The following is a 19,677-nucleotide window of genomic DNA, read 5'->3' as shown; positions in this document are numbered from 1 at the left end:
GAGGCATCTCGTTGCGGCGTGCACGAGATGCCCGTGGCGGGCTACGTGTCCTCGGCGGCTCGGAGCCGGAGCCGGAGTCGGAGCAGGGTGCGGCGGCCGCGTTCGGCGAGTTCGGGGTCGTCGTGGGCCTGGCCGTACGCGATGCCTGAAACCGCGTCGAAGGCCGTCTCGCAGTCCAGGCGGAGATCCTCGGCGGGCGTGAGAGCTCTGCCGTATCCGTCGAGGAACGCGGCGCGCAGGTCGGGCCGCCCGGTCCAGGTGTCGCTCAGGCGGACCATGTCCCGCGTGGCGGTGCCGTACTCCGACCGCTCGAAGTCGAACAGTCGCAGCTCGCCGTCGTCGGCGAGGAGGACGTTGCGGTACTGCAGGTCCCCGTGCGTCAGCACCGCTGCGGGCCGCGGGAGGTCCTCGTAGGTCCGGGCCAAGGCGAGGACCAGCTCCTCGTCCCCGGCGGCCAGGTGCGGCCCGGCCTCCTCCAGGTGGCGCTTCACCTTCCCCCATGCCGCCGGGGGGCCGGCAGGCCGCTCCGGTGTGCTGCGGTGCAGGGCGGAGGCGAGGCGGCCCAACGCGTGCTGCACCCGCCGCTCGACGGCGGTGTCGAGGAGCATGCCGTGCGGGGACCGTCCCGCCAGGGCGGTGATGACGACGGCCCGTCCTGCGGTGTCGGCCGCGACGAGGCGGGGCGCGCCGGGCCCGAGCGCATGCACCCAGGTCCGGTACGCGGCCACCTCCCGGTCGTGGAACCGCGCCTCGCAGTGCCGTTTGAGGTACCAGACGCCACCGTCGGGACCGGTGATCCGCCAGACCCGGTTCCGGGTCCGGCGCCGGGAGACCTCCGTCGTCCCGATGATCCGGCCGACGGCCTGCTCGGCGAACACCTGCAGCCGATGGGGCAACTCCACCCCGTCGGTGGGCGGGCCGGGCAGGAGGCGGGTGCGGTCGGGGCCGGCCGGGGCGTGCCGGACGGGTTCGCCGGGGTGCTGGAAGTGCACGGCGGCGGGCAGCCCGGCGCGGTAGGCGTCCAGGCCCGCCCGGCAGTACGCGACCATCGGCTCCGGCAGCCCGTCAAGGGGGTACCAGCCCATGCCGTCGCACCGGTCCGGCTCCCTCACCCGGGGCCGTCCCGACCACCGCCGGACCTCGAAGAACACGCCGATCCGGGAGTTGGCGCCGACGGGAGGGCGGTGGTGGACGGTGACGGCAGCGGTGACGTCCTCCGGGTCGATGAGGACGCCGGTCTCCTCACGGGCTTCCCGGATCACCCCCTCGACCATGGTCTCGCCGGGGTCGAGGTGCCCGGACGGGAGGTGCCACAGCCCCGTCGCGTAGACCGGTCCGGCGCGGCGGGACAGCAGGACCTCGGGGCCGTACCCGGTGTCGCGGCGCAGGATGAGGTGGACGTCGACCGGCACCGTGTGCCGGGCGGCCCCGCCGCTCACCGCGCCGCCCCGGGTCGGCCGGTTCCGATGCGCACCGCGGCGTTCACGCGCGCTCCTCCGTCTTGGTGCCCGCGGCGGGGGCGCGCTGGGCGGGCAGGGTTTCCGCGAACGCGGCCGCCTGGATCAGGTAGGAATCCCTGAAGTCCCCCGTGCCGGTGGCCTCGTCCATGAGCTCCGAGAACGTTCCGGACTCGGCGAGCCGGCCGTCCTTCATGACGTGGATGACGTCGGCCTGCCGCACCGAATGCAGTCGGTGGGTGATGAAGATGATCGTCTGGCCGGTCGCGGCGAGCGCGCGAATCTGGTCGAAGACCCGCTGCTCGGCGACCGCGTCCAGAGCGCTGGTGGGCTCGTCGACCACCAGGATCCCGGCGCGTTTGTACCAGGCGCGGCTGATGCCCGTCAGCTGCCATTCCCCGCCGGACGCCTCGCGCCCGCCCTTGTATCCCCGGCCCAGGAGCGTTCCGAAGCCCCGGGGGAGTGCGGCGATGAACTTGTCGGCGCCGGAGAAGGCCGCCGCGTCCTGCACCGCCGCGTCCTCGATGGGCACGGTGGGCCGGCCGATGCCGATGTTGACCCGCACCGTGAAAGGCCACCGGAAGAAGGACTGCGACATGAGGGCGATGCGGGCGAAGATCTGTCCTCGGTCGGCTTTGGCGGCGTCCACGTCGTCCCACCAGATCGTGCCGCCGCCCTCGTCGGGAAGGTGCAGGCCGGCCAGGAGTTTGACGACGGTGGACTTGCCCGAGCCGTTGGCCCCGACCAAGGCGATGACCTTGCCCATCGGGAAGGACAGGGACACCTCGCGCAGGGTCGGATCCGGGGTCTCGCCGCCGGAGCCCGGGTAGGTGAACGTGACCTTCTCGAAGCGGATCTCCCGCACCTGCTCGGGCAGGTCCTCCCCGGTCTCCGGGATCGCGCGCGCCTCGGCCTCCGTGCACAGCCGCTCGTAGTCGGCGACGAAGAGCGACTCCTGGTGCAGGTCCGCCATCTGCAGGACCAGGCCGTCGAGGCTGGAGGAGCCGGCTCGGATGGCGAGCACCGCGGTGCCCGCGACCGCCAGGTCCATTCGGCCGCTCCACAGCAGCAGCCCCAGCGCCCCGTACGTGAGGAGGGTCGCGGCCCCGGAAGCACCGTCCGCGATCAGCCCGATCCTGGCGGCGTTGCGGGCCAGGCGGGTCTGCTCGCGCTCGCTGGTCTCGGCCATCTGCCGGAAGTGACCGAGGAGGAAGGGCCCGACCTCGTGGACCCGGACCTCGGCGGCGGCCTCCCGCTGGGTCAGCAACTGCCCGAGCAGGTGCCCGGCCCGCGCGTGCTGCACGAAGGTGTGGAAGCTGATGTAGCGCTGCTTGGAGATCGTCAGCGAACTCCACGCGCTCGGCAAGGTCATCAGGACCAGCAGGGGCAGGAGCGCGACGTGGAGCACCGTGAGCACACCGGCGGCCGCGATCAGGGAGATCCCGGAGTTCAACGTGTTGGTGCAGTACCGGATCATCCGGCGGGCGGAGTCGGCCCCGTAGCGGGCCGCGTCCAGCAGCCGGTGGAACTCGTCGTCCTCGATCGCCGCGAGCTCCACCCGGTGCACCAGTCCCAGGTACCGCTCCGTGGCGACCCGCTGGACCTTGGGTTCGAGCTCGCCGGTGGCCGCCGTCGACGCGGAGCGCAGCAGCGAGGCCAGCAACGCCGTGACCGCGACCAGGACGAGCGAGGGGACGGCCTGGGCCAGGCGCTGGTTGGTCGTGCCGTCGGCCAGCACGTGGCCCAGTACGCCGTTGACCGCGACCAGCCCGACCGCCTGGGCGACGCCCCGCCCGACCTCGGCGCCGAGCACCACGCGCAGGGCGCGTGCGTCGGCGAGGTGCGCGAGCTTCAGTCCGGTGCTGATCATGCGGGGCAAGGCCTTGGCCATGGTCACGAGGCCGAGCTTCAGCCAGGCGCCTTCGTGCCGTTCCCAACCGACGTCGTACGCGAGCTCCCCGCCGAACAGCAGTCGCTCCGACTCCGACACCGCGGGGGACTCTTCGTCCACCGCGGACGACTCTCCGTCGGCCTGTTGCCGGTCGGTCATACGGTCCACCCCGCTTTCTGTCGGACAAGGTCGAGGAGTTCGGAACGAGCGGGCGTCATGGGGATGCCTCTCGATGGGGGAGCCCGGCTGCCGAAGAACGTGCCTGTGCTGCCGGATGAGGTCAACTGGATTTGCTGCGCGGTGTGTTGTGTTCACGTGATGGTGCCGGGGTCAACGACCGGGGGCACCGGATCGAACACGCGTGTTTGAGACGAAGCGGATCCCGTACAGGAGCGCGGAAGGCTGCTCGTGCAGGGTGCATCCACCCTTGAGGCGTGCGGGTCTCGCCCGGGAGGGCGCTGGCCGAAACGCCGGTGTTGATACACGTGTGACGGGCGGGGTTACGCGGCTTCGTGGCGAAGCGGCTGCCGACTCCTGGTGCGCGAGGACCGGGATCCCGTGGAACCCGGGCGAGGGCCCGCACGGCCGAGGCCTGGCAGGACCTGGTGGAACGCGTCTGCCGCAACTGAGCGCGGCGCCCGGGGCCCCTCGTGCGACGAGCGGAACATGTACATCTCGTGCCGATGTCGTGTCGGCCGCCCCGGGGTGACGCCCCGGCAGCCGGGCGGCGGGGCGGCTCGTCACCCGGTGTTCGCCGTGGTTTCCCGCCCCCGCGGTTGCGGACGGGGCGCGGCGGGGGGTCGTCCACGGTGCGGGCAGCCGATTGACCGGCTCGCGCCGCCCCGGCTATGTTGCGCGCCATGTACCGATCCGCGCTTCTGACGACACGAGGTCACGTCGACCTGAAGCGTGTCTGCTCCGCCGCGTGTCAGTGGTCCTGACCGTACGGCGACCGCGCGGATCCCTCGTCTTCGTCCCGCCCAACGGCGGGTCCGGAGCCTGAACTCCCGTAGCGTCCCCGCGTTCTGGTGAACAGTGCTCCCTCCGCGGAGCTTCCCGCGCACGCCCCTGCCCGGAGCCGGCCGCCCGTCACGAGCCGGTCCGGAAGTCCGGGCTTCGCGTGCCACCGCACAGGACCTGGAAGGCCCCCGTGGACAGATCGAAGACCTCAGCCGACCGCCTCGCTCCACTGCGCCGTTCCGACATCCCGCCGGCCGGTGCGAACCCGCTGCGGAGGGTGTCCGGTACCGGAGCGGTGCTGGGCGCCGTCCTCGACCACGGTCCCGTCGCCCGCAGCACCATCGCCCGGCTCACCGGACTCTCGCCCGCGTCGGTCAGCGGGCACTGCGGGGCGCTGCTGGACAGGGGGCTGGTCAGGGAGGGCCCCGAGACGGCGGGCCCTCGGGGGCTGGGCCGCCCGTTCATCCCGGTGGAGATCGACACCAGCCGCTTCCTCGTCGCCGGGGCGCACATCGCGGTGCCCCACGTGACGCTCTCCCTGATGGACCTGACCGGGCGGATCGTCGCGCAGGAGCGCCGGCCCCACGAGGGCAGCGAACCCGGGCGGGTGCTCGCCCGGGTGGCGGCCGGACTGCCCCGGCTGCTGGCCGCGCACGGGTCCGGGCGGACGGCGCTGGCCCTCGGCGTCGCCACCGGGCACTGGGTCGATCCCGAAGCCGGAACCGTGGTGCACCACCCCCAACTGGGCTTGCGGGGCGTTCCCGTACGGGACGAACTCGCCGGGGCGACCGGCGTGCCCGTGTACCTCGACAGCCACTCGCGGGCCCTCGCGCGCGCCGAGCAGCTCTTCGGCGACGTGGGTACCCGGCGCAGCGCCGTCGTACTGTTCGTCGGCAACGTCGTGGACGCGGCGTTCGTCACCGCGGGCGCCGTGCACCAGGGACCGCGCTTCGGCGCGGGCAACGTGGCGCACCTGCCGGTGGGCACCGCCTCCGCGGGAGCGTGCTGCACCTGCGGCACGGCCGGCTGCCTCCAGTCCGAGGTCTCGGAGCCGGCCATGGTGCGCCGGGCCGTCGAACGGGGCCTGCCCGTCACGAGGTTCGCCGAACTGCTCGACCTCGCCGTCGAGGGGGATCCCGTGGCGGTGGAGCTGTTCCGTCAGCGGGCCAGGCTCACGGGCCGGGCGGCCGCGGTCCTGCTGGACATGTTCGACCCCGAGGTGCTCGTCGTGGTCGAACCGGGTACGGGCCGACTGCCCGCGTGCATGGAGGAGTTGCGGGCGGAGGTGGAGGCACGGTCCCTGGTCTGCGACGACGCCGCCCGGTCCGTCGTACCGAGCAGCTTCACCGGTTCGGTGCTCGCCACGGCGGGTGCGGCCGTCGCCCTGGGCGCCCTGCACGACGACCCGCTCGGTCCGTGGCCGGCACTGGCCGCCGTCTCCTGACCCGGCGCCGTCTCCTGACCGATCGCCGCTCGCCGATCGCGGCTTCCGGAAACCGACTCAATTCAGAAAGTTGCATTGTTGACCGGGTCGTTCCCCGAAAGGGAGACTGGATTCATGAACAGCCCGCAGAGGAACCGACGGTACGCGCACCGCTCCTGTTGTTGTTGACACGAGAGCCGACGGCGCTTCCCTTGCCGTCCTGACGCGCTGCGCCTTTCTTCCTCTTCGTTCTCTTCTTGCGTACGCCTTCCGCGGCAATCCCGACGGCGGCCGGTTCCTCGCCGGTCCATGCCCTGCCGCGCCCGTTTTCGCCGTGACCCGGTTCCTGCTGCCCTTTTCCGCACCGCCGTTTCCGGCGGACGCCGCACCACGGAAACGAAGCGCGCGGCACCATTCATCCTGGGGAAATCTTGAGCATTTCCTTGTCCTCGCATCCGGCGGTGGGCCCGGTCGACCCGGCCCGCTTCAAGGTGAACCCCCCCGGCGACCGTCGCATCCCCGTCATGAGAACAGGAACGTCCATGCCCTCCCGTACTTCCCCTCCCCGATTGGGGCGCAGAGGATTCCTCACGCTCGCCGGCAGTGCATTTCTGGCTGCCGCCGGATGTGCCCCCCAGGCCACGAACACCGCCCATTCCGAACCAGTGGGCGAGCTGCCCACCGGACCGCCGCCCGCCGGAACGTCCCTGGCCGTGGCCGTGCGGACCTCGCAGATCCAACTGGCCACGTCCGGACTCGACAAGAACCTTCCCTTCAAGGTCTCCTCGTGGGTCAATCTCAATGCGGGCCCCGACATCATCCAGGGATTCCGGGCGCGCTCGATCGACATCGCGAGCAATGCGGGAATTCCGCCGATCCAGGCCGAGGCCATCGGCGTGAAGGCCCGGATCGTCGCCGTGCAGGAACGCCCCAAGCCCACCTACACGTTCGCCACCGCGCCCGGCTCGTCCATCACGGCCGCAGCGGACTTCAAGGGCAAGAAGATCGCCTTCTCCCAGGGGCAAGCCCAGGGCGTGGTCGTCCTGCGGGCCCTGAAGAAGGCCGGGATCGCCCATTCCGACGTCCAGCTCGTGGCGCTGCCGAGCACCCAGTTCCTCACCGCACTCCAGTCGAAGCAGGTCGACGTCGCGCCCCTGGGCGAGCCGACCCTGACCAAGTACCTGACCCAGTACGGCAAGGACGGGGCCCGCGGCATACCGGCCGAGGTCGTCGAGACGGTGCCCGCTCCGACGGTGAAGCTGACTCCGTCCACGGCGCGCGCTCCGCCCGGGAACTCCTTCGCGACGTCGCGCAGTTCCACGGCGGCGGTCATCGCTTCAGCTGCTTCTGGATGCGGGCCACCTCGGCCTGCAGCTCGGCGGCGGGCAGCTCGATGTGGTGGGCGGTGCCGTTGCTGGTGCGGCGGACCTCGTCCTGTACGGCCTGCGAGGCGTAGAGCTTGACGATCTTCTGGTAGTCCGGGTCGTCCTTCCGGTCCGCGCGGGCGGCGATGACGTTCAGGTAGGGCACGGACTGCGGCCCGGCCGGATCGTCCTTGAAGAGCGCCGTGTCGGCCTTGATGCCGGCGAGTTCGGCCACGCCGTCGTTGATGATCGCGGCGTCCGTGTCCTTGAGGGTCCGGGGGGTCTGCTGGGCGTTGACCGGAGTGAGCTTGACGTGTTTGGGGTTGGCGGTGATGTCGTCGGGGGTGGCGAACAGCCCCGCGTCCTTCCGCAGTTCGATGATCTTCGCCTGTTCCAGCACGCGCAGGCCGCGCCCCTGGTTGGCGGGGTCGTTGGGCAGGGCTATCTCGGCCCGGTCGGGTAGGTCCGCGAGCTGCTTGTGCTTGCTGGAGTAGAGGCCGAGGGGGACCACCGTGGTCGCGGCGATGGGGGCGATGTCGGTCTTGTTCTCGGTGTTCGACTGGGCGAGGAAGACCAGGTGCTGGAAGGCGTTGAGCTCGATGTCGCCCGCGCTGAGGGCCTTGTTGGGCAGCGAGTAGTCGTCGAACACCACCGTCTCCACGGTGAGGCCCTCCTTCTTGGCCTCCTTGGCGAGGACGTCCCACTCCGGGGAGTCTCCGGAGACGCCGACCCGGATGCGGTGCTCGTCCGAGCCTCCGGCGCCGCATCCGGAGAGGAGGAGGGCGACGGCGGCGGCGGTTGAGGCGGCGAGCAGGGTACGTCGACGCGGCAGTACAGAAATCATTGTGTGATCCATGTGCAGAGGAAGAGCCAAACGAAGGGATAGCTGGATCGTAGATCGAACTCGTCCAGATACCTTCGAATCTTTGGTTCGATTCATGAATTTGCAATGAATGAAAGGAAGGGGGAAGGGGGGTGTGGATCGTCAGCCCACGAACTCCTCGTCCCCGTAGCGGACTTCCGCGGTGTCCCAGTCGACGCCCAGTTCCGCCGTGAGCTTCTTGGCGAGGGGGAGGTCGGCGAGGAGGGCGTCGTGGAGGCGGGTCGGACTCACGCCCGGGGCCTGGATCTCCACGGCGTCGGTGTCCGGCGCGTCCCGCGGCAGGCAGCGGAACGTCAGCACCGACTCCTGGTGGTACTGCTTGCGGATGACGTCGGCGATGTGGCGCAGCCCCGCCGGGTCGACCCGGTTGACCTCGAACGCGCGCGAGCGCTCGTAGGTGGTCTGCTTCAGCTCGTCGGACCAGAAGACTCCGTCCAGCAAGGTCGAGGAGCCCGGCTTCGCACCGTGGGCTCGGATGATGCCGCGCACCTCGTGGTCGAAGCGGGTCAGACGGGTCCGCAGCCGGGGGGCCGCCGGGTCCGTGATGATCGCCGTGTTGTCGGTGGGGTGTCCACGTCGCCTCGGGCAAGGAGAACCCGATCGGTCCCGCATGCGTCAGGAAGATCGGATACGGTCACGTGATCGTCAAGAACGGCCCGCCGGAGCCGGGCCGGGACCGCCGCACGGGCGGTCCCGACCGACCGGGCGGGTGGGCGCCGGAGGGCGGGTCCTGGAGGGCGGGTGCGGGAGGGCTGGCGCCGCGTCGGCTACTTCCAGACGACGGCGCGCCAGCGGACCGGCCAGCTCCGCGAACTGCCCACGTCGCCCGCGACGCTCCCGTTCGCGTTGATCGCGAGCGGCTGGGTCGTGTCGATGCCGGCGGGCAGGGGAAGGGCCGTGACCCTCCCCAGCGGGTCCCAGGTCACGGCACGCTCGTCGGAGGTGCCGACGCCCGTCCCCGCGTCGTTGATCCCGTTCACGAAGACCCGGCCGGTGCCGGGCAGCACCGCGAGCGCGGTGGTGACGTTCCCGTCCCACCGCACCGCGTGGTCCTTGACGTTCCCGACGATGACATCCGCGTTGTTGACGCTCACGGACCGCGCCCCGATCCCCTGCGAGGGCAGGGCCTCGAACTTCTTCCCGCGCGCGGCTCGGACGGCCTTCCATTCCCCGGACCCGTCGGTCGCCCGGCCGATCACCGTGCCGCGGTCGTTGATCGCGGTCGGCTCGCTGTACGAACCCCCGAGCGAGCCGAGATCGTGGACGCGGCCCGCGGTGTCCCAGCGCACGGCGCGGGTCTTCTCGCCCGGCACGAACGCGTAACCGGCGATCTCCCCCCGCTTGTTGATCCCGGTGGCGACACCTCCCTCCGCCTTCGGGGGCAGGCGCAGTACGGTCGCCCGGCCGTCCGGGCCCCAGCGCACCGGGCGCGTGCGAGCGGCCGTCGACAGGCGCCCCACGGCGACGTGGGAGTCGTTGATGTCCTGGGCCTCGCCGTCGACGTAGCCCGCCGGCTCCTCGAGCCGGGTGAGGGCGCCCGACGCCTCCCATCGGGCGGCATGGCGCACGCCGTCCGGCGTGGCGGTGAAGCCGGCCACGGTGCCGTCCTCGACGATCTTGACCGCCTGGCCGCCCGAACCTCCGGAGACGGCCTGCAGGCGGGTGAGGGAGCCGTCGGCGCCCCACCGTACGAGGTAACCTTCCTCGTTCTCGTCCAGCGAGAGCCCCACGACGTCGCCGGCGTCGTTCATCGCCTGGGCCGAGCTGCTGGAATGACCTGCCAGGAGCGGCAGTTCGTACATCGAGACGGCGGCGCCGGAGGGCGCGGAGAGCGCGGAGGGCGCCACCATCACGGATAACATCGCGGAAACCACTACGGGCATCAAGAAGATCTCCCCTGTCTTCTCGGACTGATACGGCGCCGACCGCCCCCGCCCACCCCTGTTGATCCCCCGGGCGGCGAGCGCGGCGCGACTCCCGAGCCTTCCCCAGCCTGCGACACGAAGAAACGTGCCTGCGCGGGTCAATGCGGGTCGGGTGCAGGCACCAGCGCGGGCAGTAGCGTGGCGAGAACCGATTCCATGTACGCCTCCGGCAGGGGGCGGGTGCGCAGGAGCCAGGTGTGGTAGATCGGCCCGTAGAGCAGTTCGACGGCCATCTCGAGGTCGAGGTCGGTGCGGATCTGCCCGGCGTCGCGCGCCGTGGCGAGACGCTCTACGCACGCGTCGATGGAGACCCGCAGGATGCGGGTGACCCCCTCCGCGGCAGCCTCATCGGATTGGGCGGCCCCGATCAGTCCTCGCCAGATCTCGCCGAACTCCGTGTTGAACAGGCGCATGACGCTCGAGGTCTGAGCGGCCAGGTCCGCACGGATGTCACCGGTATCGGGAAAGCCGGCGGCGGCGTCCCGGGCGTTCTCCACGCCCTCGATGAGGATGGCGGCCTTGGAGGGCCACCACCGGTAGATGGTCGTCTTGCCGACCCCCGCCCGGGCGGCGATGCCCTCGATCGTGGTCGAGGCGAATCCCCTCTCCACGCAGAGGCCGAGAGCGGCCTCGATGATGGCCTGCCGGGACTCTTCGCTGCGGGTTGCGGGACTCACGGACCGACTCTATCCGAGCGCAACGCTACGTCTCGTGTTGACAGCTGTCAGTTCCAAGCCACACACTGATCACGCAACGGTTCGTTTCGTATCGATTGCGTAGCGGGGGCGTCTCCGGTACCCGGGACCCGGGTACCGGAAAGACGCCCGAGCGGGCTCGGACGCCTCACCGGCACCTCGCCGCTTCGGGAGGGGTCATCCGCGTCTGCTCGGAGGGCCGTGCAAGAACTCCAGTCGCTGCTCGGCCAGCTTGACGTTCCGGGGGTTGAGGGACGGCAGGTCACGCAGGAGGCGGATGAGCTCCGTAGCCGTGTCGAGGGCCGCCGCAGGCTCTCTGAGCCGGGTCCAGCAGTGCAGGGCGCCGGCCGCGGCCGCGTGGACCTCCGGTGCGTCGGGAGACTGGCTGCCCAGCCGGATCCGGCCCGCCTTGGTCCACAGCCGCGTCGCGAGCTCGAAGGAACCTGCCATCCGCGCGAGATCGGCGCGGATCTCCAGCCAACTGATGGCTCCGGGTGACCCGTACCCCGATCGCTGCACCACGTACTGCTCCCAGGCCTCGGCGAAACCCGCGGCCTCCGCGTGCCGGCCCGCGAGGGCCAGGGCATGGATCTGCGGCCGCGGATCCCGCACCACCACCTCGTCGGCGGCGGTCGGCTGCCGAGAGGCCACCTCCTGGCGGTCCGTGACGGGCGCCCCGGCAGGCGGAGCAGCCGGCGTACGAGGCTGAACGGAGAGGGGGAATCCCAGTGCGGCAGCCGGCCTCCGGGAAGCGGGGGCGGCGAGCTCACGAGCGGTCGGCACGACGAGCGTGCCCGGCGGCAGCGCCGCCGCACCAACGGCCAGAGCGTGCACCTGAAGATTGGCCGGACGGCCCGGTCCCGCGGCGAGCTGAGCGATCCAGCACCTGGTGTACCTGCTCACCGCCGTCCCGCTGCCGGCGAAATCCGGCGGCGAGACGACCCCGTACACCTCGGCGGAAGGCGGCGAGGGCAGGCTGCCGTACTCCTTCAGCAGCGGCCACGCCGCCTTGTCCGCGACCAGGTCCAGCAACACCGTCGTCAGCCCGGCCGGACGGTCCCGCAGTTCCCTGCCCAGCCACTCCCAGGGGAGCGCCGTATACCGAACCGACCCGGCCGTCGTACCGGCCAGAGCCACGTGCAGTTGACGGCCGCGGCGGTCGACGGTGAGGCGGCCCGACAGGTAGACCAGCAGCGGACCGCGCGTAGCCGCAGCCGTCCGCAACCGCGTCACCACCAGGTTCGGATCCCGAGCCCCGTCCAGGTACGTCGTATCGCAGGAGACATCACTGTTCAGGAGCAGCGACACCGGAACGACCCCGAGCGCAGCCAGGTTGGCACTCGGAGCCACCTGGACAGCGCGCCGGCGCACGGCGCCACCACCCGCTATGAGAAGGACATGTCCCCGCTGCCCCCACTCCACTTTCTGCATGAGCTGACCGTACTCACACCGCGGTGATGGGGGTCAGCGGGCGAGGGAGACGGCGAAGGGCCCGAAGCCGTGCCGGCGCAGGATGTGGGGCACGACCAGGATCATGGCTTCGGTGGCGCGGGCCGTGGTGACGTCGCCGAGGTCCTCGATCCATTCGGGCTGCCAGCCCAGGTCGCCGAGCAGGCCGGTGACGGTCTTCTTCGCGTTCTCGTCGTTGCCCGAGACGTAGGCGATCGGTGGGGTTGCCAGGGTTTCGGGAGCGGTCATGACCATGAACAGCATGGTGTTGAGGGTCTTGACCACACGGGTGTCGGGGAGGGCGGACTGGAGGTGCTCGGCGAGGCTGCTGCCGGGATAGCAGAGGTCTCCCGGCAGGCCGTCACCGGCGTCGAGGGTGGCGTTGGAGACGTCGATGAGGATCTTGCCGGCGAGTTCGGTTCGCAGGCCGGTCAGGAGATCGAGGGAGCTGTCGCCCGGCGTCGCGTTGATCACGATGTCCGCCGTGCGGGCGGTGGTGCGCTGGTCGGCGAAGGAGACGCGGGGACCCGTGCCTTCGGCAACGGCTGCGGGCCGCTCCGTCGGGCTCCGAAGGCCGAGGACGACATGGTGTCCGGCCTCGGAGAGCTTGCCGGCGAGGTTGGCGCCGACGCGGCCGGCGCCCAGGATGCCGATGCTGGTCATGAGGTGATGCTCCTTGCGATGTCGGGCGGGAACAACGGAGGCGTCCGGTCAGGCGAGCGGCGACAGGACCTTCAGGGCGGCGGCGTGGATGCCGGGGGCGGCGGCCAGGAAGTCGCGGCTGCCCGCGTTCCAGGGATTGCCCGCCAGATCGGTGACGGTCCCTCCGGCCTCGGAGACCAGCAGTGCGCCGGCGACCAGGCCGGAGCGGACGTCGGAGAACTGCCAGAACGCGTCCATGCGTCCGGCGGCGACGTGGATGAGCTGCATCGTGGCGGGAACGGACACGCGTACGACCAGGCCGTTGACGAGCATGGCGGTGACGGAGTCGCCGATCCGCCGGAAGGTGCGCTCGTCCTCGCCGGGCTTGGCCTGGCCGGTGCCGATGAGTGCGGCGCCCAGGTCGGTCTTGGCGGACACCCGCAGCGGTCGGCCGCCCAGCCGGGCCCCGCCGCCGGCGACGGCGGTGTAGGTGTCGTCGGTCAGCGGCAGGTGGACGACGGTGAGTACCGGCCGGTTGTCGCGGACCAGGGTGGCGGTGACGGACCAGTCGTCCATGCCGTGAACGTGGTTGATGTTGCCCTCGGCGGGGTCGACGACCCACCACTCCCCGGGCGGAAGCGCGCCGCCGGCCAGCTCGTCCTCGGCCCACCGCGATCCCGGCCGGGCCCGCAGCAGCGGCTCCCGCAGCACGTCCAGGACCGCGTCGTCGTTGGCGTGGATCTCCTCGACGATCTCGTCGAGGCTCACTCCTCGGGCGTGCGAGGTGGAGCGGTCGCGCAGCGTGCGGCCGGCGGCCTTCACCGCGGCGGTCACCTCGGGCAGGAGCGTCGTGTCGGCGGCGAAAGGCATGGCTGTGCTCATGGCGGGCTCCCTGGTTTCGGTGGATGCGGGCGGCTCGTTCCCTGCCCGCACTTCGAAGTTAGAGCCCCTGTCGATTAACGACAAGTGCATGCTTTTCACTCGTAGAGTTACTCTCATGCAACTGGATCTGAACCTGCTCACCGCGCTGGACGCCCTGCTGGAAGAGGGCAGCGTCGCCGGCGCCGCAGCCCGCCTCCACGTCACCGCACCGGCCATGAGCCGCTCCCTGGGCCGCATCCGCAAGGCCACCGGCGACCAGATCCTGGTCCGCACCGGCCGCAGCATGGTCCCCACCACCCGCGCGCTGGCCATCCGCGCCGAGGTCCACACCCTCGTCCAGCAGGCCCACCGCCTTCTCTCCGCACAACAGGAACTCGACCTGGCAGCTCTGGAGCGGGTCTTCACCGTGCGCTGGCACGACGCCCTGGCCGCCGCGTGCGGCACCGCCCTGATCACCGCCGTCCACCGCCAAGCCCCCGGTGTCCGGCTGCGCCTGCCCGCCGAACCCGGCACGGACACCCCCGAGCTGCGCCGCGGCGAGGTCGACCTCGAATCGAGCTCCAGCCGTCCGACGCTCCCCGACATCCGCCACCGCCTCGTCGGCAAGGACCGGCTGGTCGTGGCCGTCCGTCCGGGCCACCCGCTCGCCGAAGGCCCGCTGAGCCTCGAGCGCTACACGGCCGCCGAACACCTCACCGTCTCGCGGCGCGGAAGCCTGCGCGACCCGATCGACGACGCCCTGACCGCACGCGGCCTCGAACGACGCGTCGTCGCCGCCGGACCCACCACCGCCTTCGCCCTTCAACTCGCCCTCGACACCGACCTGGTCGTCAGCCTCCCCGACGCGGTCACCCGCGCAGCCAGGGACCAACTCGGCCTGGTCACACTGCCGCTGCCGCTCCAGTTGCCCGACGTTCCCCTGTACCTGCTGTGGCACCAGCGCTACGACGACGACCGGGCCCACACCTGGCTGCGCGAAACGGCTTCCGAAACCGTCCGGGCACTCTTCTGACGCGGGGCTACTCTCCGACGTCACGGTTGCGGAAGTCGTCCAGCGTCTCGCGCCGGACGAGGACCCGGGCCGCGCCTTCGTGGACCGCGATGACCGGGGGGCGGCCGACCATGTTGTACCCGGAGGCCATGGAGAGCTGGTACGCGCCCGCCACCGGGACGGCGAGCAGGTCGCCGGGGTGGATGTCGCCCGGCAGGTCGACGTCGGCGGCGAGGATGTCGCCCGCCTCGCAGTGGCGGCCGACTACCGTGGCCGTACGGCATTCGGCCGTGGAGTGGCGTCCCAGGAGCCGGGGCGCGTACCGCGCCCCGTACAGGGCGGGCCGGGGGTTGTCGCTCATGCCGCCGTCGACGGCGACGAAGACCCGCTCGCCGGTGTGCTTGACGGTGAGCACCCGGTACAGGGCGACTCCCGCAGGCCCGGCGATGGCCCGGCCGGGTTCGATGACGAGCCGGGGCACGGTCAGCCCGGCGGCGGCGCAGCTCTCGATCAGTTCGGTACGGAGCTGCCGGGCGAGCAGGGTGAGGTCGAGGGCGGGTTCGCCGGGCCGGTAGGCGATGCCGTGGCCGCCGCCCATGTCCAGCTCGGGCAGGGCGGTCCCGTGCGCATCGCGGATGTGGGCCATGAGCCCCACCATGCGGCGCAGGGCCGTCAGGTAGGGCTTCACCTCGGTGATCTGGGAGCCGATGTGGCAGTGCAGGCCGGTGAGTTCGAGCTGCGGCTGGGACAGGATCTTCGCGATGGCGTGCCGCGCACCCCCGTCGGCGAGGGACAGGCCGAACTTCTGGTCGTCCGTATCGGTGCGGATCTTGTCGTGGCCGCCGGCCGAGACGCCCGGGACGACCCGCACCATGACCTTCTGGTGGCCGTGGGGGCCGACGGCGGCCGCGATCCGGGCGATCTCGGACGGACTGTCGATGACGATCCGCCCCACCCCGAGCCGTAGCGCGGTCGCGATGTCCCGGGGCGACTTGGCATTGCCGTGCAGCACGATGCGTTCGGGCGGGAATCCCGCGGTGACGGCGAGTTCCAGCTCCCCGGCGGAGCAGACGTCCAGGCCCAGGCCCTCCTCCTGCATCCAGCGCACCATGGCGCGGGAGAGGAACGCCTTGGCCGCGTACAGGACTTCGGCGTCGGGGAAGGCCTCCCGGTAGGTACGGCAGCGTCCGCGCACCTCGCCTTCGTCCAGGACGTAGGCCGGGGTGTCGAACCGCTCGGCGATCTCGGTCAGCGACACCCCGCCGACGGCCAGGCCGCCGTGCGGGAGCAGGGTGGTGGAGGCGGGCCACGGGGACAGGTCGTCGGTGCCGGTCAGGATCTCCGGGAGGGCGGAGATGGTCATGGTGCGATCCCCTTCAGGCGGTCCGGGCAGTGGTGTCGGGGGTCTGCGGAACGGGAGCGGTGTCCCGCGCCGTGACGGGGCCGGTGGCCGCCGTCGGAGTGACCGGGGGAGCGGTGAGGGTGGGGTCGACGGTCAGCAGGGAGGCTCCGAGCGGTTCGGCCAGCGCGCGGAGCGCGGTCTCGGAGAGCCGGATCCAGGGCTGCCCGGCGCCCAGGGTGGCCACGAGCCGCTCCGCGGTGGTGAAGCCGACGGCGGTACGGGCGCCCAGCGGGGTGCGGAACAGGCGCACCACCACCTGCGCGGATCCCGGCCGGGCCGGTACGTACAGGGGCCCGGCCGGGACACGTTCTTCAGGCTCAGGGTCGTCCTCGTACTGGAACAAACACATGGGGCCCTCCAAGGGGGAACCACGAGCGGCAGTGGAGGCCCCGGGTGCGGGGAGGCGGTCCGGGGCGCGACATCGAAGCTATCCCCGCGTTCCGGCACCGGTGGTCACCCCCTGACGGGACCTTGACGGTGACCGGCCGAGTCCATACGGATCACTGACGGGGGCTCCGGGCGGCCGGAGCTCGGCTCCCGGAGCCCCGCCGAGTCACCCGCAGGCTGTGGTCAGTGCCGCCGTGAACTCCGCGGCCAGTTCGGTGATCACGGGGAGGTCGAAGGCCCGCGCGTTGTACTGCAGCCAGCAGCGCAGGCTGCCGTCCGGCTGTTCGAGCACGGTCAGCTCGGGGACGCCCCGGTCGCCGCCCGGCAGGGGCCAGGGCACTGTGCTCCCGCGCGGCAGTTCCCAGGGCCCGCAGGCCAGGCCGGGCAGCTGTGCGGGCGCGGCCCACGCCTCGTAGCGGAGCCAGGCCGCGAACGGCACGGACGGGCTGAACTCCGCGAACGGGTACAGCTGGTGGTCCAGTGCCTCGCTGTAGACCGTCCGCAACCGGTCCACCAGCTCGGCGAAGCCGGGTCCGCCGCTCGCGTCCACCCGCAGCAGCAGCGACTGGACGAAGCAGCCCACGGTCCGCTCGGCGTCCGGGCGCGGGCGTCCGGGCACCGGGGTCATCACCACCAGGTCGGGGCGGCCGCTGCGGCTCGCCAGCAGTCCGGCCCAGGCCGCCGTGACGGCCAGGAAGGGCGTGGCACCCAGTTCGGCCGCCCGGGCCCGCAGGGCTTCGGCCAACGGCGCCGACACTTCGAACTCGTGGGCCTGGGTCAGTACTTCTTCCACCGCCCGGCGGCCGGCGAACTGTTCGACGGCCGACGGCGCCCCGGCCAGGGCGGCCTGGAAGTGGGCCCGGGAGGCCGGCCAGTGCGCGTTCGCCCAGTCCACCAACTCCCGGTACCCCGGGCCCGATCGGGCCGGCGGAGCCGAACGGCCGCGCCGCAGCGCCGAGTAGAACACCCCGAGGTCGGCCAGCAGCACGCCGACCGACCAGCCGTCGGAGACCATGTGGTGCACCGCGACCAGCACCACGTGATCGGTCTCCGACCGGCTGACCACCAGGAGGCGCGCCATCGGGTCGCGGCCCAGGTCGGTGAGACGGTCGCGCTCGGCCAGCAGCAGGGCGTCCACCTCGGCGTCCGTGGCCCCCGGGGCGCGGGTCAGCGTGATCCGCACCCGGGGCTCCTCGTCCAGCACCGCCCGTACGACCCCGTCGCCCGCTCCCTCGCCCGCCGCCTCGAACCGGGTCCGCAGCGCCGGATGGCGCCGGACCACCTCCGTGAGCGCCAGGCCGAGGGTCTCCGGTTCCAGCCGGTCGGCCACCCGGAACAGCGCCGTCACCGCTCCGGCGTCCCGCCCGGGCGCCTCGGCCATCCAGCGGAAGAAGTTCTCCTGCTGCGAGGTGAGCGCGATGGCGTGCGGCTGCGCACGGAGTGCGGCCAGGTAGGGCGTCACGGTGTCCGTCCCGGCAGAAGCCGCGTCGGCAGCGCTCTGCCGACGGTCGGGGTGGTCCACCCAGGCGGCCTGGGACCGCAGCGAGGGCCGCTCGAAGACCACGGCGGTGCCCGCCCGGACCCCGAACTCGCTGCTGATGCCGGTGGCGAGCTGGACCGCCCGGAACGAGTCGCCGCCGAGCGCGAAGAACTCGGCGGCCACGTCGGTGACCGGGCGGCCGAGCAGACGCCGCCAGAGTCCGGCCAGCCGCAGCTCCGTCGGGGAGGACGGAGCGACCGCGGGACCGGCGGACTCCGCGGGCGCGTCGAACAGGGGGCGGAGCAGGTGTTTGACCACCTTGCCGCTCGGGTTCCTGGGCAGGTCGTCGGCGAGGAGGATCCGGACCGGCAGTTCGGGGCGGCTCAACCGGCCGCTCAGGAACAGCCGGAGATCGTCCAGGTCCAGGCCGCCGGGCCCGGCCACGACGACCGCCACCGGGACGGCGCCCATCACGGGGTGCGGCAGGCCGAGCGCGGCGGCGTCGGCGACCGCGGGATGCTCGTACAGCGCCTCCTCGATCCGCAGCGTGGAGACCTTCAGTGCACCGCTCTTGATGACGTCGCTCTCCCGGTCGACCAAGTACAGGTAACCGTCCGGGTCGAGGCGCCCGACATCGCCCATCCGCACCCAGCCGTCCCGGAACACCCGGTCGCTCTCACCGGCGGCGCCCAGGTAGCCGCGGGGCGGTCCGGGCTGGCGCAGCCACACCTCGCCGACCTGCCCGGCGGGCAGCGGCAGCCCCTCCGCGTCGAGGATCCGCAGGTCACCGGGGTCGGCCGGGCGGCCCAGCGAGCCGGGGCGGCGGGTGTCGACCACGGTGGAGATCTGCGCGGGCGAGGCCTCGGCGGAGGTGTAGGTGTTGACCAGAGTCGCCCCCGGCAGCGCCGCGGCCAGCGCGGCCGCCACCGGTACGGGCAGTGCGGCGGCGGAGGAGTTGACCAGGCGCAGACTGCTCAGGTCGTACCGCCCGGCGGTGCCCGCGTTGACCAGTTCGATCGCCATCGAGGGCACCAGGAAGGCGGTGCCGATCCCGAACTTCTCGACCGCGATGCCGAACCGGTCCGCGTCGAAGCGCGGCAGGCTGAGCGTGGTGGGCGCGCCGGTCAGCGCGCCCAGCAGCATCACCTGGCCCGCGTTGGTCCCGATCGGGAAGGCGTGCAGGGCGTGCCGCGAGTGCGCGTAGGCGCGGCGGCGGGGGTGGGTGGCCAGGCCGGCCGTCAGGTTGGCGTGCGCGGCGAGCACGCCCTTGGGCGCGCCGGTGGTGCCGGAGGTGCCGATCACCTGCGCCGGGTCGGCCGGGCCGACCCGGTACGGCGGGCCCGCCGGCGGCTCGGGGTGGGCGGCCAGCAGGGCGTCCAGAGGGAGTTCCACCAGTCCGGGGAGGGCGGGCGGTTCACCCTCCCCGTTCTCGCAGTCCTCCGCGTCGTCCCCGTCGTCCCCGTCGTTCCCGTCCCGGAGGACCGTGTCGGCCCCGGCCAGCGCGGCCAGGACGGCGCCATCGGCCTCGGACAGGTCCTCGCGGACCGGTACGGGCACCCCGCCCGCGTACTGGACGGCGAGGAAGCCGACGGCGTACCGCTCCCAGCGCGCGTTGGAGAACCGCAACAGCACCCGGTCGTGCGGTTCGACCCCGGCGGCGGCCAGCCCGACGGCAGCGCGCAGAGCTTCCTCGCGCCAGCGGCGGTAGCTGATCTCCCCGCCGCCGACGACCTGCAGCGCGACGTGGTCCGGGTGTTCGGTGGCGCGAGCGTCGAGGAGCTCCGGGACGGTCGTGGCGGCGGGCTGCGCGGTGGTGGCGATGGCGGTCTCCGGTGGGATTCGGTGG

Annotated in this window: 14 protein-coding genes and 1 pseudogene; 3 read left to right on the top strand and 12 right to left on the bottom strand. The window is 72.2% G+C overall.

All coding sequences use genetic code 11. The features are described 5' to 3' along the window. Positions 1–41: 41 nt before the first annotated feature. Positions 42–1,439 carry an NUDIX domain-containing protein gene (locus ACE1OC_RS03590; protein WP_407835758.1) on the bottom strand — a complete coding sequence of 466 codons (1,398 nt, stop codon included), beginning with the start codon at positions 1,437–1,439 and terminating at the stop codon, positions 42–44. Between the two features lie 43 nt (positions 1,440–1,482). Then, positions 1,483–3,507 (bottom strand): ATP-binding cassette domain-containing protein, encoded by a 2,025-nt coding sequence (locus tag ACE1OC_RS03585; RefSeq protein WP_407835757.1) that lies wholly within the window; start codon positions 3,505–3,507, stop codon positions 1,483–1,485. A 991-nt stretch (positions 3,508–4,498) separates the two neighbouring features. On the opposite strand from ACE1OC_RS03585, the gene ACE1OC_RS03580 reads away from it, so the two are divergent. After that, positions 4,499–5,752 carry an ROK family transcriptional regulator gene (locus tag ACE1OC_RS03580; protein WP_407835756.1) on the top strand — a complete coding sequence of 418 codons (1,254 nt, stop codon included), beginning with the start codon at positions 4,499–4,501 and terminating at the stop codon, positions 5,750–5,752. 503 nt (positions 5,753–6,255) lie between these two features. Further along, a pseudogene (locus ACE1OC_RS03575) lies at positions 6,256–6,861 on the top strand (ABC transporter substrate-binding protein); the annotation flags it as partial. 199 nt (positions 6,862–7,060) lie between these two features. Here the strand turns inward: ACE1OC_RS03575 and ACE1OC_RS03570 are convergent. The 7 genes from ACE1OC_RS03570 to ACE1OC_RS03540 form a co-directional block, all read right to left on the bottom strand. Then, positions 7,061–7,939 (bottom strand): MetQ/NlpA family ABC transporter substrate-binding protein, encoded by an 879-nt coding sequence (locus tag ACE1OC_RS03570; protein WP_407835755.1) that lies wholly within the window; start codon positions 7,937–7,939, stop codon positions 7,061–7,063. A gap of 141 nt (positions 7,940–8,080) precedes the next feature. Continuing rightward, positions 8,081–8,590 (bottom strand): hypothetical protein, encoded by a 510-nt coding sequence (locus ACE1OC_RS03565; protein WP_407835754.1) that lies wholly within the window; start codon positions 8,588–8,590, stop codon positions 8,081–8,083. 155 nt (positions 8,591–8,745) lie between these two features. Continuing rightward, positions 8,746–9,840: a hypothetical protein gene (locus tag ACE1OC_RS03560; protein ID WP_407835753.1), complete on the bottom strand. Its 1,095-nt coding sequence runs from the start codon at positions 9,838–9,840 to the stop codon at positions 8,746–8,748. Positions 9,841–10,001: 161 nt separating this feature from the next. Further along, positions 10,002–10,580, bottom strand: coding sequence for a TetR/AcrR family transcriptional regulator (locus tag ACE1OC_RS03555; protein WP_407835752.1), 579 nt, complete (start codon positions 10,578–10,580; stop codon positions 10,002–10,004). 195 nt (positions 10,581–10,775) lie between these two features. Beyond that, positions 10,776–11,969, bottom strand: a complete 1,194-nt coding sequence (locus tag ACE1OC_RS03550; protein ID WP_407835751.1) for a hypothetical protein — start codon at positions 11,967–11,969, stop codon at positions 10,776–10,778. A 93-nt stretch (positions 11,970–12,062) separates the two neighbouring features. Then, positions 12,063–12,710, bottom strand: a complete 648-nt coding sequence (locus ACE1OC_RS03545; protein WP_407835750.1) for an NADPH-dependent F420 reductase — start codon at positions 12,708–12,710, stop codon at positions 12,063–12,065. Positions 12,711–12,758: 48 nt separating this feature from the next. Then, positions 12,759–13,571 (bottom strand): inositol monophosphatase family protein, encoded by an 813-nt coding sequence (locus ACE1OC_RS03540; protein WP_407835749.1) that lies wholly within the window; start codon positions 13,569–13,571, stop codon positions 12,759–12,761. Positions 13,572–13,686: 115 nt separating this feature from the next. On the opposite strand from ACE1OC_RS03540, the gene ACE1OC_RS03535 reads away from it, so the two are divergent. Then, on the top strand, positions 13,687–14,583 hold the full coding sequence (locus ACE1OC_RS03535; RefSeq protein WP_407835748.1) for a LysR family transcriptional regulator: 897 nt from the start codon (positions 13,687–13,689) through the stop codon (positions 14,581–14,583). 7 nt (positions 14,584–14,590) lie between these two features. On the opposite strand, the gene lysA is transcribed toward ACE1OC_RS03535, so the two are convergent. From lysA to ACE1OC_RS03520, 3 genes are all read right to left on the bottom strand, one after another. After that, positions 14,591–15,925, bottom strand: coding sequence for a diaminopimelate decarboxylase (gene lysA, locus ACE1OC_RS03530; RefSeq protein WP_407835747.1), 1,335 nt, complete (start codon positions 15,923–15,925; stop codon positions 14,591–14,593). 13 nt (positions 15,926–15,938) lie between these two features. Beyond that, positions 15,939–16,313, bottom strand: coding sequence for an SAV_915 family protein (locus tag ACE1OC_RS03525; RefSeq protein WP_407835746.1), 375 nt, complete (start codon positions 16,311–16,313; stop codon positions 15,939–15,941). A gap of 204 nt (positions 16,314–16,517) precedes the next feature. Next, a complete protein-coding gene (locus tag ACE1OC_RS03520) occupies positions 16,518–19,652 on the bottom strand; it encodes a class I adenylate-forming enzyme family protein (protein ID WP_407841473.1) in 3,135 nt (1,044 codons plus the stop codon). Positions 19,653–19,677 lie beyond the last annotated feature (25 nt).

The sequence above is a fragment of the Streptomyces stoeckheimensis genome (genome assembly GCF_045822005.1).
Classification (GTDB): Bacteria; Actinomycetota; Actinomycetes; order Streptomycetales; family Streptomycetaceae; genus Streptomyces; species Streptomyces stoeckheimensis.
The sequence above is the reverse complement of the archived record's forward strand: the minus strand, read 5'-3'. Positions and strand labels throughout refer to the sequence as shown.

Coding starts and splice junctions, on each gene's coding strand:
- ACE1OC_RS03585 (WP_407835757.1), bottom strand. CDS start 3,507: ATGACCGACCGGCAACAGGCCGACGGAGAGTCGTCCGCGGTGGACGAA.
- ACE1OC_RS03570 (WP_407835755.1), bottom strand. CDS start 7,939: ATGATTTCTGTACTGCCGCGTCGACGTACCCTGCTCGCCGCCTCAACC.
- ACE1OC_RS03565 (WP_407835754.1), bottom strand. CDS start 8,590: ATGCGGGACCGATCGGGTTCTCCTTGCCCGAGGCGACGTGGACACCCC.
- ACE1OC_RS03560 (WP_407835753.1), bottom strand. CDS start 9,840: ATGTTATCCGTGATGGTGGCGCCCTCCGCGCTCTCCGCGCCCTCCGGC.
- ACE1OC_RS03545 (WP_407835750.1), bottom strand. CDS start 12,710: ATGACCAGCATCGGCATCCTGGGCGCCGGCCGCGTCGGCGCCAACCTC.
- ACE1OC_RS03540 (WP_407835749.1), bottom strand. CDS start 13,571: ATGAGCACAGCCATGCCTTTCGCCGCCGACACGACGCTCCTGCCCGAG.
- ACE1OC_RS03535 (WP_407835748.1), top strand. CDS start 13,687: ATGCAACTGGATCTGAACCTGCTCACCGCGCTGGACGCCCTGCTGGAA.
- lysA (WP_407835747.1), bottom strand. CDS start 15,925: ATGACCATCTCCGCCCTCCCGGAGATCCTGACCGGCACCGACGACCTG.
- ACE1OC_RS03525 (WP_407835746.1), bottom strand. CDS start 16,313: ATGTGTTTGTTCCAGTACGAGGACGACCCTGAGCCTGAAGAACGTGTC.